We start from the raw sequence: 14,972 nt of genomic DNA, 5'->3' as shown, positions 1-14,972 counted from the left end.
GGTCAGCGTGTCCACAAGCCGTTCAAGTTCACCGTTGCCCTGAACAAGGCCGTGCCGCTGATGTACAACTCCCTGGCCTCCGGCGAGATGCTGCCGAAAGTGACCCTGAAGTGGTATCGCACCTCCGTCGAGGGCAAGCAGGAGCACTTCTTCAGCACTGTGCTGACCGATGCCACCATCGTTGACATCGACTGCCAGATGCCCCACTGCCAGGATCCGGCGAAGTCCGACTTCACCCAGCTGATCCAGGTCTCCATGGCCTACCGCAAGATCGACTGGGAGCACACCGTTGCCGGCACCTCTGGTGCGGATGACTGGCGCGCGCCGATCGAGGCCTGATCACCGATTTATTGACTGCCGTTGTTCCTTGTAGTGCACCCCAGGGCCTGATGACTGCCGTGTCAGCTGTCACCAGACCCGTGCAAGCTTTCTCCGACCCATTCAACCGGATGTGGTCGGAGCTTTTGTGTTTTGCCATCCGGCTGCATGGCGGCTGGATGGCAAAGCACAACGAAGGCCGGTCGCACCATCTCCCACGATTGCCTTGTCAGATGAAAGCGGCGCTTCTCAGTTTGCACCGTGCCTTCCCTCGCGATGCTGATGGCGATGGTGACTCATCTTGCGACGCGCCTGATCTCAGACGTCATCCGTGCAGCTCCCGGGGCTGCGAACTGGCAGGTTAAGGAGCCCTCATGGCAGACAGCACAGGATTACAATTTACCGTCAAGGTGGGGGCCCTGCCCGAGAGCACCTTTGTGGTGGCCGAGTTTGCACTGGATGAGGCGTTGAACCGGCCGTTCAACCTGCGCCTTGAGCTTGCAAGTGCCCAGCCCGACATCGACTTTGGCGCCGTGCTGGACCAGCCCTGCGAGCTCTTGGTGTGGTACAACGGCGAGCTGCAGCGCCGGGTGTGCGGGGTGGTCAGTGACTTCGCGCAGGGTGACAGCGGTTTTCGCCGCACCCGCTATCAGCTCATGGTGCAGCCGGCCCTGTGGCGGCTGTCACTTCGCCACAACTCCCGCATCTTCCAGGCGCAAAAGCCCGATGAAATCCTCTCCATCCTGTTGCAAGAGCACGGCATCACCGATTACGCCTTTGCGCTCAAAAACGAGCATGCCCAGCGGGAATACTGTGTTCAGTACCGGGAAACCGACCTCGACTTTGTGAACCGCCTCGCCGCCGAAGAGGGGATGTTCTACTTCCACGAGTTTGAAGCGGGCAAGCACCGCATCGTCTTTGCCGACGACGCAGCCGCATTGACTCAAGGCCCCGAGCTCTTCTTCAACCTCGGCAATCGTTCCCTTGAGCAAGGCCCCTATGTGCGGCAGTTCCACTATCGGGAGGCGGTGCGCCCGTCGGATGTGGAGCTCAAAGACTACAGCTTCAAGACGCCGGCTTATGGTCTCTCTCACAAAAAGCAGGGCGCAGAGCTCGAGCACCAACGGGACACCTACCAGCACTTCGACTATCCGGGTCGCTACAAAGCGGACCAGAGCGGCAAGGCGTTTGCCCTGCACCGGCTGGATGCCCTGCGCAATGATGCTGTGGCGGGCAGTGGCAAGTCGAATAGCGCAGCCCTTATGCCGGGGCAGAGCTTCTCGCTCACCGAACATCCCAACGGTAGCCTCAACACCGACTGGCAAGTGGTGCGCATCCAGCACACCGGCGAACAGCCCCAGGCGCTGGAAGAGGAGGGGGGCCGCGGCCCCACCGTCTACCACAACGAGTTCGGGGTGGTGAAAGCCAGCACCACCTGGCGAGCGCGCATCGGCAGCCCGGAGGCCCCTCACAAGCCCATGGTGGATGGCCCGCAAATTGCCATGGTGGTGGGCCCCGACGGTGAGGAGATTTACTGCGACGAGCACGGCCGGGTGAAACTGCAATTCCCGTGGGATAGATATGGCAGCTCCAACGACCAGAGCTCCTGCTGGGTGCGGGTGAGCCAGGGCTGGGCCGGCGGTCAATACGGCATGATGGCCATCCCACGCATCGGTCACGAAGTTATCGTCTCGTTCCTGGAGGGGGACCCGGACCAGCCCATCGTGACCGGTCGCACCTTCCACGCCACCAACCGGTCGCCGTATGAGCTGCCTGCCAACAAGACTCGCACCGTGCTGCGCACCGAGACCCACCAAGGGGAGGGTTTCAACGAGCTGCGCTTTGAAGACCAGGCGGGCAAGGAAGAGATTTACATCCACGGTCAGAAAGACCTGAATGTGCTTATCGAAAACGATGCTGCCTGGCATATCAAGCACGACGAACACAGGGACATCGACAATGAGCGGGTGACCCGCATCAAGGCCAATGATCACCTCACTGTGAACGGTGAAAAACGGGATCACATCAAGGCCGACTATTCCCTGACCGTGGATGCCAGCCAGCACCAGAAACTGGGGCAGTCCCTGCTGGTGGAGGCGGGAAGCGAGGTACACCACAAGGCGGGCATGAAGATCGTGATGGAGGCGGGTGCCGAGCTGACCCTCAAGGTGGGGGGGAGCTTTGTCAAAATCGACCCGAGCGGTGTCACCCTCTCGGGCGGCTCCATCAAGATGAACTCAGGCGGCAGCCCGGGGTCTGGCTCTGGCTGGGGTGGCCAGATGCCGATCCAGCCCGGAGCGGTTGAAGTGGTGGCGCCACCACCTCCCATGGACCCCGCACGTCAGATTGCGACGCTCAAGTCTGCCGAACCTGTGTGCGAGATCTGTGAGCAACTGGCCAGACAGGAGGGTGGTGGCTGATGGCCATGGCTTTCGTCGCAGAGCGTCCCGACATCGAGCTGAACAGCGGTGAGCAACTCTATCTGTTGCTCGATGGGGCGCGCATTCCCGCGCTGGAGCGCGCGTTGTTCGAGCAGGACCCATCGCCTTCCTATCAGCCTGTTTACCTTCACGCCCCCTGGGACAGCTTGCGAGAAGTGAGCCCCTGTCTGGTCTGTGCAACGCCCAATTTGCTGGATTGGTTTATGCAAAACCGCGATGCATCATGGGGTTACCTGTTATCGTCCCCTCTTTCTCTGTTGCCGTTGGCCGAGCGACTGCGTGGGCTTATCGAGGTGGAGAGTCCCTATGGCAGCAGGATTTTGCTCAAGCTGGCCATGCCGGAGACCATGTGGCGGCTGTTTATGGATGATGAACCCTGGCTCTGGCAGGGGGTGGCTCAAGTCTGGATCCCGACCCGGCAAGGGGAGGGGCTGGTGTGGCAGCACAAGGTTGCCGCGCCTGGAATGGGCTCCCCCATTGGGGAGCGCCTGCGACTTTCCGACGTGCAGTGGCGCCGTCTGGGAGAGGTGAGCTGGTTGAACACACTCGATGGGATAAGAGCACACATGCACACCTGGTTTGGGGCTCGCATGCAGACGCTGCCAGAACCCATGGCCTGGATTGCCCATTGGGCTGATTACGCCTATGCCCAGGGATTCGAGAGCGAGCGGGATCTGCTGCTGTTTTTCAATGTGATGGGGTATCTCGGCAGTGGCTGGTTTGATGAAGATGAGCATCCCCGGATCAAGGCGTTGATTACCCAGCGTTCGCCCCAGACCCCTTCGCAACGTATCGAGCAGGCCGCCGAGCTTGCTGCCGCATTGAGCAACAAGGATCAAGACGCATGAGTACGCCCAATCAAGCCGCCCAGTGTGCAAACACGACCGACAGCAAGAGCCCGGCAGGAGTCTGTCCGCTCAAGAACAAGAAGATTGCCATCATCCCGGTGCGTTATGCCCTGGATGAGCCGTTCTCCCCGCCACAAAAGCAGCCTCACCCAGTCCCCGCCGGAGCAGGCTTTGTGGTGCCTCTCAAGTTGAAAGAGAGCGGTTATGCCTTGCGCCAGTTGCGTGATGGCTGGCTCTATGTGTATGACGAAAAGACCAAGACATTTGATGAGTACGAGATAAAGGAAGCGACCTTCATCAGCCAGAGCAAGGGAAGCAAGGGGCATCTGCTCTACCCGGCGAGCCATACCCTCTCCCTCGCTTATTCTCCCCAGCGCTGGACGGGGCGTATCAAGCATGAGATGGAAAAGAGCGGCGGTTTGCGCACCACCTGGATGCGGCAGGTGAAACTGGGCAGTTTTGCCAGCACCATGAAGGCCCCTCATTGCGGTCTGCCAGATGTGCTCGACAAGGTTGCGGACCTGGGGATGTCCAACAAGGGATTTGTGCTTTCTTCTACCCCCCTTGCCAAGCCTGCTGAAGAGGACGAGCAGGGGATCAAGTTGCTGGCTCACAAACCTGCGAGTTCGCCGACCGCCTACAAGGCGGGCATACCGGATCCCAAGAGCGCCATGGTGGTCGCTCTGGAGGACCCGCTGGCCGACCTTGCCGACCTTTCCATGAAGGTCAATCAACTGCTCGCCAAGCGCGAAGCACTGCTGGGGAAAGATGATGCCACCATCAAGGTCAACAGCCACAAGCTGATGATGGCGGAGGTCACGCGCAACCTGGCCAGGGTGCGGCTCGACGAGAAGGAGTTGCCCGCCTCCGTCAGGGGAAATGTCGCCAGGACCCAGGCCTTTGAAGAGGCGCTGGATGATTATCTTGGGGATCGCTACCTCGCCGACATGGAGAGCATGACTGCAGAGCCCGGGATGGTGCGGTTCAACTCCCCCATGGAGAAACGGGCTGATGAGAAGCTGAAAATCTTGCGGGAACAATATGGTTTCAATCCATCCCAAAAACAGGTTTCCCAATGGAAAGAGCGCGCAGCCTTCCAGGATGAGGTCAACTGGAGCGGGCTCAATGCCTTTATCAAGCAGTATCAGGTGCCACTCAATGAGCTGGATCTGGCCCTGACGCGGGCTCATGAAGACCTGTTCAACGGTGTGACCCGCCTCAAGGCCGATCCGCTGCCCTTTGGTCTGGACAACAGAACACCCAAGGGACAAGCCTATCTGCAGACCCTGTTTGCCGAGGCCGGGCCGGTTCTCTCTCTTAGCTGCCGCACGGAGGAGAGGAAGAAAGCGCTGGAGAAACTGCTGGGCGAAAAGAGCCGCGACAACTTGCTGGCGCTGGCCCCTTATGGCTTTGATGCCGCGTTGCACAAGGGATTGAGCGAGCTGACGGTAGACAATGCCTGGCTCAGCACCTCCTCTGGGGATATGACAGCCCTCTATGGCAGAACGGCTGATCTGGAGACGCTACTGGGGGACGAGAGATTCAAGCAAAAGTCCTGGTTCCAGACGATCGAAGCCGTCATTGAAGCCATGAAAGTGGCTGGAAAATCCATGGCCAAGGGGGCCCACGCCCAGATCATGGCGGCCATCTTGCCCCATGCCTGGAAGAACAGCCTGGCGGGCAACCTCAGACTCGTATTGCTGGAGTCCCTGCTCGGCGACCAGCCGCTGCAGGTCAACCGAGACTATCGGATGCTCCACAACCGCTTCCAGCAGAAGGTCTGGATCATAGTCAAGGAGATGTCGGCCATCAGCTCTCCTCCTCCCGGGCGCCGCACCACGGTGAAGGCCATCAACGGTCAGCTAAAAACCTTGCAGCAACAGCTTGATACCCTGATTGCCAGTGAAATGCCCCTGCTGGTGAAGCTGAAAGGTGATCTCTACCAGCAACAAGCCAGACAATATGTTGGTGACTATCTGGCGAGCGTACGTAGCGGCGTGAATCAACGCATCACGGCCATGAACGAGAGAATTCCCAATCTGGCGACCTTTGGCGGGCTGGTTGCCCTGCTCAACCTCTGGAATCTGACAGTGGTCATCGCAGGGACGGCGCAAAACGCCCAGTCCATCGGTCGGGAACGGGCAAATATGCAGCTGGGCTCGGCCTTTGCCTGGACGGGCAATGCCATCGCCGCGCTCTATCAGGGGGCTGCATGGGAGAAGCTAAAACCTCTAGTAATTAACGGTAAAACACTGACATCATTGCCTATTAGTGATGTGCTGGGAAGTGAGAGTGGAGCTTTAATTAAGTCATTCTCTATGCGGATGTTAGCTTTTGCTGGATTGGGAATGGTGGCTGCAGGGGCAGAGATGTGGGATACCTTCCAGGCTAGTCGAGATCCCCTGATAAGTGATACGGAAAAGACACTCTTGCAGATGAAAGCGGTCGTATTGTTAGGCCAGGGGGGGATCTTTTTTACCCAGCTGGTGTTCTTAGGTATCAATGGGTTGGGTGGCTTGTCCATAGCAGCGATTTTTGCACCCTGGATGACGGTTGGGTTATTTGTATTGGGCGCGGCCTATCTGGTACTGACAGTGCTGCTGAATATCTTTAAACGCTCGGATCTGGAGAAATGGTTGCTGCAATCCACCTGGGGAAAGCAGCCTGCCAATTGGTCTGCCGAAGATGAACTGGCTCGCTTTGAAATGCTGGTCAATAAGCCTGGGGCCAGCTTGACTGTGGTTCGCTCCAGGCCTCAGGGCTGGATGGATTCTGGTCGCCCCCAGTGGCAGTTGCAACTCTCGCTCCCCGCCCATTTGCGAGGACAAACAATAGGGTTAAATGTCACTTCTCAACCACTTGCCAGAGCTGGCCAGATGGTGCCGGTACGCTCCAAAGAGGAGCTGGCACGCTATCAGGCAGCCATGCAGCCCAAGACGCTGGAGACACAACGCGGACGTTGGGATGGTCTGGTCTATACCTTGCCTTTGGGGGTCGATACCAATAGTGCCATCAAGTTGGAACTGGGATATATGGGTGGCATGGTACAGCGGCAATTTGTCTTCAAGGGCAACGGCAACAGTGGTGGACTTATCACTTTGAATTCCAGCAGCGGTGAATTAAGTTCTATGCCCGCCCTAGTCGTTGGTAAGCAAGGGAATAAATAATGAACAACACGAATGAAGTAGCTGAGGCAAACGAGCAAGAGACCCCTTTTCATCTGCTGCCGCAGGAAGAGCAACAACTCATAATCGATACCAATCAGAAAAGGGTGCGTGAGGCACAAACTCTTCATGAATGGGATATCCGGGTATCTACCGCATTTGCATGGCTAATAATATTAATAGTCGTTGGCTCAATGATGCTATTTGGAGGTGCTGCGGTATGGTTTGCTGGAGATAATGATTTGGCTTTTGTTTATATGATGGTCGGTATGTCGATAGTGATGACGCTCTATTTACGTTACTTGGTGATGGCGGATAAACACTACCATTACCGGCTGACGACAGAAGGCTTAATCGTCACTTATCATGATGCCATTCCTGAAGTGGCCTACACCATAGTGCGTGGCTTGGCTTGGCTTGGGGTGGTGGTTTGCGTGATGGCTATGGCTGTATTGGGACCGTTAGCACTGGTTGGTGCAGGTGGTATGGCACTTTTTGCTGTTTTTTTTACTAACTTCGAAAAGAAAGTATCAGTTGAATACACGGTTTTTAATAAAGATAAAAAATATGTTGTGAAAGTTGTGAAAAATAGAAGCCTTATTCGCTTTGATATCATTCCATTCAGTTGGTTTGAGTTCTCTTATTTATATTGCAATGAAGGTGAACTATATAGGATTTTATCAAGTTTAATGAAAGAACTTGGGTGTGATGAATATAGAGAGTTTAAAAGTGAATTATCTCTTCGCAGAGCTCCCGTTGGTGTATTGGATGTTGGCACGCCAAGAAGGCTGGATGAGATCAATAAGTAAATCCTTCGAGTAATACTTTTGTCAGATGTGACAGTTATAGAGAAATTATTGGTGTCAAAAAAGTGGTAATTTCAATCAACTCTGGTGCAATCAGTCTATCGTAGATGATCTGGTTCCTTTTGAAATGCTGGTCAATAAGCCAGGGGGCAGTTTGACTGTGGTACGCACCGCACCTTAGGGCTGGATGGACACAGGTCGTTCCTAGTGACAGTTGCAACTCTCACTCCCTGCGCACTTGCGAGGGCAGACCATAGGCCTGAAGGTCATCGGCCAGCCAATTGCGAGAGCTGGTCAGATGGTAGCGGTGCGCACCAAGGAGGAGCTGGCGCGCTATCAAGCTGCGATGCAACCCAAGATGATAGCGACGCTACGAGGGCGCTGAGATGACATGGTCTATTCCCTGCCGCTGGGAGTGGATACCAATTCGGCTATCAAACTGGAACTGGGCTATCTCGGGGGCATGATTCAGCGGGAGTTTATTTTCAAGGGCAGCAGTAGCAGTAGCGGCCTTGTCACATTGAATAGCAGTAGCGGTGATCTGGGTACCATGCCCGCGTTGGTGGTCGGCAAGCAAGGGAATAAATAATGGATAAGGTAAACGAGGTAGTTGAAGCGTGCGAGCAGGAGACCCCTTTTCATCTGTTACCGCAGGAAGAACAACAGCGCATTCTCGATGCTAATCAGAAGAAAGTGCGTGAAGCCCCTACGCTACATGAGTGGAATATTAGGGTAGAAACACCTTTTGTTTGGCTAGTCATTTCAATCCCCGTTGGTATTATGATGTCTATTGGTATATGGCTAGTGTATAGTGATGATGATGCTGGTTGGGCTCCTATTATCATGGGGGCAATAGTTGCGGCATTTACTCGTTACTTATGGTTGGCAGATAAAAACTATCATTACCGCCTCACAACGGAAGGTGTTATCGTCACCTATCAGGATGCTATTCCAGAGGCAGCCTATACCATAGTGCATGGTCTTGCTTGGTTGGCAATGGCAATATGTGTGATGGCCGTTTCCGTGTTGGGGCCATTAGCCTTGGTTGGTGCTGGCGGGATGGCTCTTTCTGCAATATTTTTCACTGATTTTAAACGTGAAGTGTCAGAGCATGAGACCATGTTTAAAAAAGATTGGGACTATACGTTAATCATCTCCAATAGAAAGAAAGCATTAAGGTTTGAATCAACGCCATTTAAAATTTCACATAGCGATAATTTATATTGTAAATCTGAAGATTTTGAAAAGATTGTTGAACTGATAAAAGGGCAGATTCGATGTGCCGAAATAAAGCATATTAAAGGTCATCCAATGACCTGACTTTTATATTCTACCTGTCAGGTGAGGACCATCTCCATACCGTCTGAGCCTCCAAAGCAGAGCCCCCTTGCCACTGGCAAGGGGGCTCTGTCGCTTTCATCGGAGTGCCCGATGCGGTTATGGCGATACCGAAGGGGGGAGGATCATGGGACCGGCCACCGCGTGAGCAGCCTCGTCACTTCGCAGTACCCGTACTATCTCGAGGGCGAACTCGATGGCGGTACCCGGGCCCTGGCTGGTGATCAGGCGATGGGCTTCATCGGTCACTACCCGCGCCGTGCTCAATTGTGTCGCGGGCAGACGGGCCTGAAAGCCCGGATGGCAGGTGGTGCTCGCATCCCCCAGCAAGCCGTGATGGTGCAGTACCACGGCGGGTGCGGCGCAGATGGCGGCGCGCCAGCGGCCGAGGCCTGCCTGCTCCCGTAGCAGGTCGATGGCGAGGGGGGTGTCGCGGATCACTTCGCTGCCGGGCAGACCGCCCGGCACGACCATGGCATCGAAGTCACGGGTGGTCAGCTCGTCGAGATGGCAATCCGCCACCAGTTGCACCCCGCGAGAGGCGCGGATCTGGCGCGCTCCGGTGGGGCAACAGGAGGCCAGCACCACATCGATGCCACCCCGAACCAGGGTATCGACGATGGCAACCGTCTCTATCTCTTCCGACCCGGGGGCCACCAGTACCAGTACGCTCATCTTGCACTCCTTGCTTGCCAGCTGCTCTGCTCAGCGCTTCTCTTTGACGGCCTGATAGAGACCCTGATTGACCGGCACCGCGATACCGTGAAGGGCGGCCTTGTTCAGCAGGAAGCCGGTGATGGCTTCGATCTCGGTCTCGCGGCCCTGTTCCATGTCCTGATACATGGAAGAGTAATTGTCGGCGGTGAGCTCCACCACCATCATGACGCGGCGTAGCAGCTCTTCGCTGCCGGTAGGCTGACCTTCGGCCCGCATGACGTCAGCCACTTCCACGCAGATTTGCTGCAGGGCATCGGCAAAACGCGGACCAGCCAATTCGCCGTTCTTGAGCTTGTAGAGCGCGGTGAGGGGATTGATGGCGCAGTTGACGGCGAGTTTCTGCCACTGGCGTGTCAGGATCTGCTCATCCCAGCCGGCCTGACCCAGGGCGCTGGCCAGCTCGTCGGCGAGGTGGGCATGGGCACGGGCCGCTTCGTTGACAGGGCCCAGCCAGGTCTCCCCCTTGCCGGTGTGGCGGAACACGAAGTGGCCGCTCTGCATGGCGCCATGGCTGGTGACGCCGGCGATCACCGGGTTGTCGGGGAAGAGTGCGACCACCTGATCGGCGATCCCCATGCCGTTGTGCAGCAGCACGATGGGCACCCCTGCCGCCAGTTGCCCGACCAGAGGAGTGAGGGCCGATATCACCTGCCCCGCTTTGGTCATCACCAGCAGGCGTTTGATGCAGCCCGGCTTGTCGATGAAGGCGCGTTCGATGGCCAGGAGCTGGGTATGCCCCTCAAGGGAGGTAAAGTCGACGCCGGGGTGCAAGGTGGCACGATGGCGCTCGCGCAGCAGGAGGCGGGTTGCTTGGCCGCTTTGGGTCAACAGGGAGGCGAAGACGCCGCCCAGGGCGCCGCAGCCCAGCAAGGTCCACTCGGGAGAGACAGGGTGACGGCGTGTTTTCAGGTTGTTGTCGCGTAATCCGCTTGGCATGAAGAGGCTCGATCATGGGAAGGGCTGCCATCCTGTCAACCGCCAACCCGGGATAAGGGAAGATGTCGCTTGGTGAATACCTGGAACCGGTGCATGAGCTGGTTGCCGGGTCGTGCTCAAGGTTCATGCGCAGCCAGGGAGCCTCATGTATGCATGACCACACGGGTTCCTGGGCTGCACTTCACCGAGTGTCGGACCTCTCGCGACCGCTCCTGGACGGGTTCTAACGGGTCTCACCATTCCTGTGCGCAGGGGATTCTAGCAGAGCAATCCCATCGAAATCAGCAAATTTGCCCGTTTTCTGGTAGATTTGCCCACCTGTCAGCACAACCTGAAGTACAGCATGAGGAGCCCGGCTATGCCGTCATTCGATATTGTCTCTGAAGTCAAAATGAACGAGGTGTTGAACGCCGTTGATAACGCCAACCGTGAACTGGCGACCCGTTTCGATTTTCGTGGTGTGGAAGCCAGCTTCGAATTGAACAAGGAAGAAGTAAAGCTGGAAGCCGACGCCGATTTCCAGCTCAAGCAGATGGTCGAGATCCTGCGCGGCGCCCTGCTCAAGCGCCAGATCGAGAACAGTTCCATGGACGTGGGTGACAGCGTCCACTCCGGCAAGCGTTTCCACCTGACCGTGAAGTTCAAGCAGGGGATCGACAAGGAAGTGGCCAAGAAGCTGGTGAAGCTCATCAAGGATTCCAAGATCAAGGTGCAGGCCGCCATCCAGGGCGACGAGGTGCGGGTCACCGGCAAGAAGCGCGACGATCTGCAAGAGACCATGGCGCTGGTGCGTGGCGCCGAACTGGGCCAGCCGATGCAGTTCCAGAACTTCCGCGATTGATGGCGAACGGGGAGGGCGCGGCTCTCCCCCTACTGCCAGCATGAGGGCATAAAAAAACCGGAGCAGCTGCTCCGGTTTTTTGTATCCGTGTGACGAGTTCGATTAGAACTTGTAGGTCACGGAGAAGTAGTGGCCAAAACCAGTGGTCTTCAGACCGTAGGAACCGTTCTGGATGCCGTAGATGTCGTTGAAGTACTTCAGACCGTAACCGACGGCGTAGCGGTCGGAGTGCCAGTACAGACCGTTGAACATGGCGGTACCGTCGGTGGAAGTGTCCTTGGCATCAAACAGGTGATCCAGGTAACCCTGATAGGCTACGAAGCTGCCGTTGGAGAAGGTGTAGAAAGGCTTGAACCAGTTCATGGAGAACTGATAGCCGTTCCAGCCCTGCTCGCCACCGCCTTCATTGACGTGACGGGCATACAGGTTCATGCCCATTTTGCCGAACCAGGGCACCATGACGTCTGCACCCAGACCGGTCATGGCTTCAAACAGACCATCCGGACCACCTACGTTGATCAGGTTGGCGATGTAGACTTCCTGCACCGGGCCGAAGGAGAGATCTTTGCCGGTCATGGCATCGATGGAGATGCGCGGTGCAAATTTGATGAACAGGTTGTCCTGGTTGTGCTTGTCGTCGTGACGGTTCTGGAAGATGTCGAATACGTCGACGTAACCGTACAGATCGAAGATACCGGAACGGCCACCAAACTCCATTTCGAAGTAGGTATCGTTGTAACCACCTTCGGACTCAGCGTAGGGCAGCTGATCGATGGTGTGCATCACGTTGAACTGGAACCACTTGTAGTCGTTCTTGTGGATGTCGCCGCTGTAGTCGGCAGCGAAGGCCGGAGTGGCGGAGGCAGCCAGCAGACCGGCAGCGATCAGAGTCTTGGTAAATTTGGCCATTTTATTGGTCTCTTGTGCGTTAGTTGAGGTTTTCCGTAGCCTGCCCACAAGGAGCGGAAGGGATTCTAGCCAAATAAATTCAACGGATAAACAAGCACCAGGGAACTTTGTCAGGATTTGTGAATCTAATCACCCCCTAAAATGCGCAAACGCTTGCTATTTGTGCGTTTGTGGTGACAAGGTGCTGCCTCGTTTGGCAACCATGATGATCAGGATCATCACCGGAATACCGAGCAGACTGGTGCCGATGAAGAAGTGGCTGTAGCCGATCTGCTCCACCACCCGACCGGAAAACCCCGCCAGCAACTTGGGCAGCAACAGCATGATGGAGCTGAACAGGGCGTACTGGGTGGCGGAGAAGGCGACGTTGGTGAGACTCGAGAGATAGGTCACAAATGCAGCCGTCGCTATGCCGGCGCTGAGGTTGTCCAGCGAGATGATCAGAGTCAGCAGCTCCAGGTTGTGGCCCACTTCGTTGAGGAGAGCGAACAGCAGGTTGGTGCTGGCGGTCAGCACGGCGCCGAGGAACAGGATGCGCAGGGTGCCAAAGCGCATCACCAGCACGCCCCCGAGCGCGGCCCCCACCAGCGTCATGATGACGCCATAGACCTTGGTGATGGTGGCCACTTCCGTCTTGCTGAACTGCAGATCCACATAGAAGCTGTTGGACATCACCCCCATCACCACGTCCGAGATGCGATAGCAGGCGATAAGCCCCAGGATCAGCAGGGCCGAGGAGCCGTAGCGGCGGAAGAAGTCGGCGAAGGGACACCAGATCGCCTCGTAGGTCCAGGCCCCCAGCCCGGCCAGCGTGGGGGACCAACCCCGTGCCAGCAGGGTGGCCTTGCGCGCCATCTGCTGCTCGTCCTGACTCTTGAGATCGATCTGCGGCTCGTGACTCATCAGGGTGGTGAGGATGCCAAGAGACATCAGCCCTCCCATCAGCAGATAGGTGAGCTGCCAACCGCGATAGTCATAGCCACTGTTGCTGCCTAGCCAGGCCGCCAGCGCCAGTGCCCCCGCTCCCGCCATGATCATGGCGAGTCGATACCCCGTCATATAGGAAGCGGCCATGGCCGCCTGCAGCCGCTCGGGAGCAGATTCGATGCGATAGGCGTCGATGACGATGTCCTGGGTGGCAGAGGAGAAGGCCACCAGCAGAGCGAAGAGGGCCAGCTGGGCGAGCTGGGTCTTGGGATCGCAATAGGCCATCCCCACCAGGGAGAGGGCGATCAGCACCTGGGAGAACAGCATCCAGCTGCGTCGTCGCCCAAGCAGCCGTGACAGCAGGGGCAGGGGCAGCCGATCCACCAGGGGCGACCACAGCCACTTGAAACCGTAGGCCAGTGCAACCCAGCTCATGTAACCGATGTCGGTCAGGCTGACATCCGCCTCGCGCAGCCAGAACGAGAGGGTGCCAAAGACCAGCAGCAAGGGCAGGCCGGAGGAGAATCCCATGGCGAACAGGATGAGTACCCGCGCTTCCAGATAGACGGCGAGGGCATCTCGCCAGCGGGTGGCGCGGCCCGGTGTGTGGCTGGGCGGGCGGAGATTGTTCAACAGCCTGACTCCTCTGGGAAAAGGGGGTCATTTTGTCAGGTTCGGCAGGCGTAGCCAAGGCAAGCCGAGTGGCGGGCGGCAGGTTTCAGGGGCGCGAGCCGATGCAGTGGTGCGGGCAGGGGCCCTCGTCGGCGAGAAAATTGGCGCAGGCCATGAGTTGCAGGCGCAGCGCGTCATCACAGAGGAGGCGCTGCTCATCCCACAGGTGCAGGCTGTGAAGCAGATGCCAGAACACTCCTTCCTGTGCGTTGGCGGGGGTTTTGTCCATGGGGATCACGCAGAGCGCCTGCCAGTGGGAGAGGAGCTGCCAACTCAAGTCCTCCAGCTGCTGATAGGGAATCTTGCGTGCCAGAAAATGGCGAACCGCCTGGGCCAGCGGGCCGGCGTGTTGGGTTATGTAATCATGACAGGTCACCGGCTCCTCCTTCTGGTTCTGCTCCCCGATGCGTGGCACACATCGGGGAGCAGAGTATAGAAAAAGAGATTGGTGACCCGTTCAGGGACGCGGTGGAATGTGATCCGGGCCGCGTTATTTGTCCGCGAGCAGCACCACTTTCTTCAGGATGATGGGGCTGGTGGGGACGTCGTTGGCACGCAGGATGGAGCTGTAGCCGGTCTGGACCTGGGCCAGTTTGTCCAGCACCTCCATCCCCTTCACGACCTGGCCGAACACGGTGTAACCGGCGCCGGCATTGGCGTTGAGGTTGTCGTTGTCCACCAGATTGAAATAGAACTGGCGAGTGGCGCTGTCGACCGCCTGGGTGCGGGCCATGGCGATGGTGCCGCGCTTGTTGGGCAGGCCGCCTCTGGACTCGTTGACCACGGGATCGAAGGTCGGCAGGGGCTGGAACTGCTGGTTGTAGCCCCCACCCTGCACCACGAAGTTCTGGATCACCCGGTGGAACAGGCTGCCGTCATAGCTGCCGTCAGCCACGTAGCGCAGGAAGTTCTTCACGGTCTGGGGCGCCTGTTTGGGGGCCAGCTCCACGACGATGGTGCCATGGTTGGTCTCCATCTGGACTTTTTGACCGGCAAAAGCCAGGGGGGCTATCAGGGTGACCAGTAACCAGAGTTTCTTCATTTATATGTCCTCG

14 protein-coding genes are annotated in these 14,972 nt (G+C 57.3%); 8 read left to right on the top strand and 6 right to left on the bottom strand.

The genetic code is table 11. From position 1 onward, the window contains the following. The 7 genes from hcp1 to AB5Y93_RS18960 form a co-directional block, all read left to right on the top strand. The coding region (gene hcp1 / locus AB5Y93_RS18990; RefSeq protein ID WP_368178236.1) for a type VI secretion system effector Hcp1 at positions 1-339 on the top strand (339 nt) is incomplete at its 5' end. A gap of 353 nt (positions 340-692) precedes the next feature. After that, positions 693-2,738 carry a type VI secretion system tip protein VgrG gene (locus AB5Y93_RS18985; RefSeq protein ID WP_368230109.1) on the top strand — a complete coding sequence of 682 codons (2,046 nt, stop codon included), beginning with the start codon at positions 693-695 and terminating at the stop codon, positions 2,736-2,738. Then, positions 2,738-3,607: a DUF4123 domain-containing protein gene (locus tag AB5Y93_RS18980; protein ID WP_368230108.1), complete on the top strand. Its 870-nt coding sequence runs from the start codon at positions 2,738-2,740 to the stop codon at positions 3,605-3,607. The genes AB5Y93_RS18985 and AB5Y93_RS18980 overlap by 1 nt, the downstream gene beginning before the upstream one ends. Then, positions 3,604-6,774, top strand: a complete 3,171-nt coding sequence (locus AB5Y93_RS18975) for a T6SS effector BTH_I2691 family protein (RefSeq protein ID WP_368230106.1) — start codon at positions 3,604-3,606, stop codon at positions 6,772-6,774. Before AB5Y93_RS18980 ends, AB5Y93_RS18975 begins: the two co-directional genes overlap by 4 nt. Then, positions 6,774-7,580, top strand: a complete 807-nt coding sequence (locus AB5Y93_RS18970; protein ID WP_368230104.1) for a hypothetical protein — start codon at positions 6,774-6,776, stop codon at positions 7,578-7,580. Before AB5Y93_RS18975 ends, AB5Y93_RS18970 begins: the two co-directional genes overlap by 1 nt. A 388-nt stretch (positions 7,581-7,968) precedes the next feature. Further along, positions 7,969-8,166, top strand: a complete 198-nt coding sequence (locus AB5Y93_RS18965) for a hypothetical protein (RefSeq protein ID WP_323950463.1) — start codon at positions 7,969-7,971, stop codon at positions 8,164-8,166. After that, on the top strand, positions 8,166-8,897 hold the full coding sequence (locus AB5Y93_RS18960; protein WP_368230102.1) for a hypothetical protein: 732 nt from the start codon (positions 8,166-8,168) through the stop codon (positions 8,895-8,897). Before AB5Y93_RS18965 ends, AB5Y93_RS18960 begins: the two co-directional genes overlap by 1 nt. Before the next feature lie 117 nt (positions 8,898-9,014). Here AB5Y93_RS18960 and AB5Y93_RS18955 read toward each other — a convergent pair whose 3' ends face one another. Next, on the bottom strand, positions 9,015-9,590 hold the full coding sequence (locus tag AB5Y93_RS18955) for a DJ-1 family glyoxalase III (protein WP_368230100.1): 576 nt from the start codon (positions 9,588-9,590) through the stop codon (positions 9,015-9,017). Between the two features lie 30 nt (positions 9,591-9,620). After that, positions 9,621-10,568, bottom strand: a complete 948-nt coding sequence (locus AB5Y93_RS18950) for a ketopantoate reductase family protein (protein WP_201888485.1) — start codon at positions 10,566-10,568, stop codon at positions 9,621-9,623. Between the two features lie 358 nt (positions 10,569-10,926). Here AB5Y93_RS18950 and AB5Y93_RS18945 point away from each other — a divergent pair, with 358 nt between their 5' ends. Next, positions 10,927-11,409, top strand: coding sequence for a YajQ family cyclic di-GMP-binding protein (locus AB5Y93_RS18945; protein WP_010673357.1), 483 nt, complete (start codon positions 10,927-10,929; stop codon positions 11,407-11,409). 102 nt (positions 11,410-11,511) lie between these two features. Here the strand turns inward: AB5Y93_RS18945 and AB5Y93_RS18940 are convergent, their stop codons facing one another. The 4 genes from AB5Y93_RS18940 to AB5Y93_RS18925 form a co-directional block, all read right to left on the bottom strand. Continuing rightward, positions 11,512-12,318 (bottom strand): outer membrane protein OmpK, encoded by an 807-nt coding sequence (locus AB5Y93_RS18940; RefSeq protein ID WP_039040713.1) that lies wholly within the window; start codon positions 12,316-12,318, stop codon positions 11,512-11,514. Positions 12,319-12,474: 156 nt separating this feature from the next. Continuing rightward, a complete protein-coding gene (locus AB5Y93_RS18935; RefSeq protein ID WP_041215845.1) occupies positions 12,475-13,776 on the bottom strand; it encodes an MFS transporter in 1,302 nt (433 codons plus the stop codon). Positions 13,777-13,963: 187 nt separating this feature from the next. Beyond that, positions 13,964-14,293, bottom strand: a complete 330-nt coding sequence (locus AB5Y93_RS18930; RefSeq protein ID WP_042864276.1) for a hypothetical protein — start codon at positions 14,291-14,293, stop codon at positions 13,964-13,966. 114 nt (positions 14,294-14,407) lie between these two features. Further along, positions 14,408-14,959 carry a peptidylprolyl isomerase gene (locus tag AB5Y93_RS18925; RefSeq protein WP_010673361.1) on the bottom strand — a complete coding sequence of 184 codons (552 nt, stop codon included), beginning with the start codon at positions 14,957-14,959 and terminating at the stop codon, positions 14,408-14,410. Between the last annotated feature and the right edge of the window lie 13 nt (positions 14,960-14,972).

This window comes from Aeromonas sp. R10-1 (assembly GCF_040908465.1).
GTDB classification, from domain to species: domain Bacteria; phylum Pseudomonadota; class Gammaproteobacteria; order Enterobacterales; family Aeromonadaceae; genus Aeromonas; species Aeromonas caviae.
The sequence above is the reverse complement of the archived record's forward strand: the minus strand, read 5'-3'. Positions and strand labels throughout refer to the sequence as shown.

Coding starts and splice junctions, on each gene's coding strand:
- AB5Y93_RS18985 (WP_368230109.1), top strand. CDS start 693: ATGGCAGACAGCACAGGATTACAATTTACCGTCAAGGTGGGGGCCCTG.
- AB5Y93_RS18980 (WP_368230108.1), top strand. CDS start 2,738: ATGGCCATGGCTTTCGTCGCAGAGCGTCCCGACATCGAGCTGAACAGC.
- AB5Y93_RS18975 (WP_368230106.1), top strand. CDS start 3,604: ATGAGTACGCCCAATCAAGCCGCCCAGTGTGCAAACACGACCGACAGC.
- AB5Y93_RS18970 (WP_368230104.1), top strand. CDS start 6,774: ATGAACAACACGAATGAAGTAGCTGAGGCAAACGAGCAAGAGACCCCT.
- AB5Y93_RS18965 (WP_323950463.1), top strand. CDS start 7,969: ATGGTCTATTCCCTGCCGCTGGGAGTGGATACCAATTCGGCTATCAAA.
- AB5Y93_RS18960 (WP_368230102.1), top strand. CDS start 8,166: ATGGATAAGGTAAACGAGGTAGTTGAAGCGTGCGAGCAGGAGACCCCT.
- AB5Y93_RS18955 (WP_368230100.1), bottom strand. CDS start 9,590: ATGAGCGTACTGGTACTGGTGGCCCCCGGGTCGGAAGAGATAGAGACG.
- AB5Y93_RS18950 (WP_201888485.1), bottom strand. CDS start 10,568: ATGCCAAGCGGATTACGCGACAACAACCTGAAAACACGCCGTCACCCT.
- AB5Y93_RS18945 (WP_010673357.1), top strand. CDS start 10,927: ATGCCGTCATTCGATATTGTCTCTGAAGTCAAAATGAACGAGGTGTTG.
- AB5Y93_RS18940 (WP_039040713.1), bottom strand. CDS start 12,318: ATGGCCAAATTTACCAAGACTCTGATCGCTGCCGGTCTGCTGGCTGCC.
- AB5Y93_RS18935 (WP_041215845.1), bottom strand. CDS start 13,776: ATGGGATTCTCCTCCGGCCTGCCCTTGCTGCTGGTCTTTGGCACCCTC.
- AB5Y93_RS18925 (WP_010673361.1), bottom strand. CDS start 14,959: ATGAAGAAACTCTGGTTACTGGTCACCCTGATAGCCCCCCTGGCTTTT.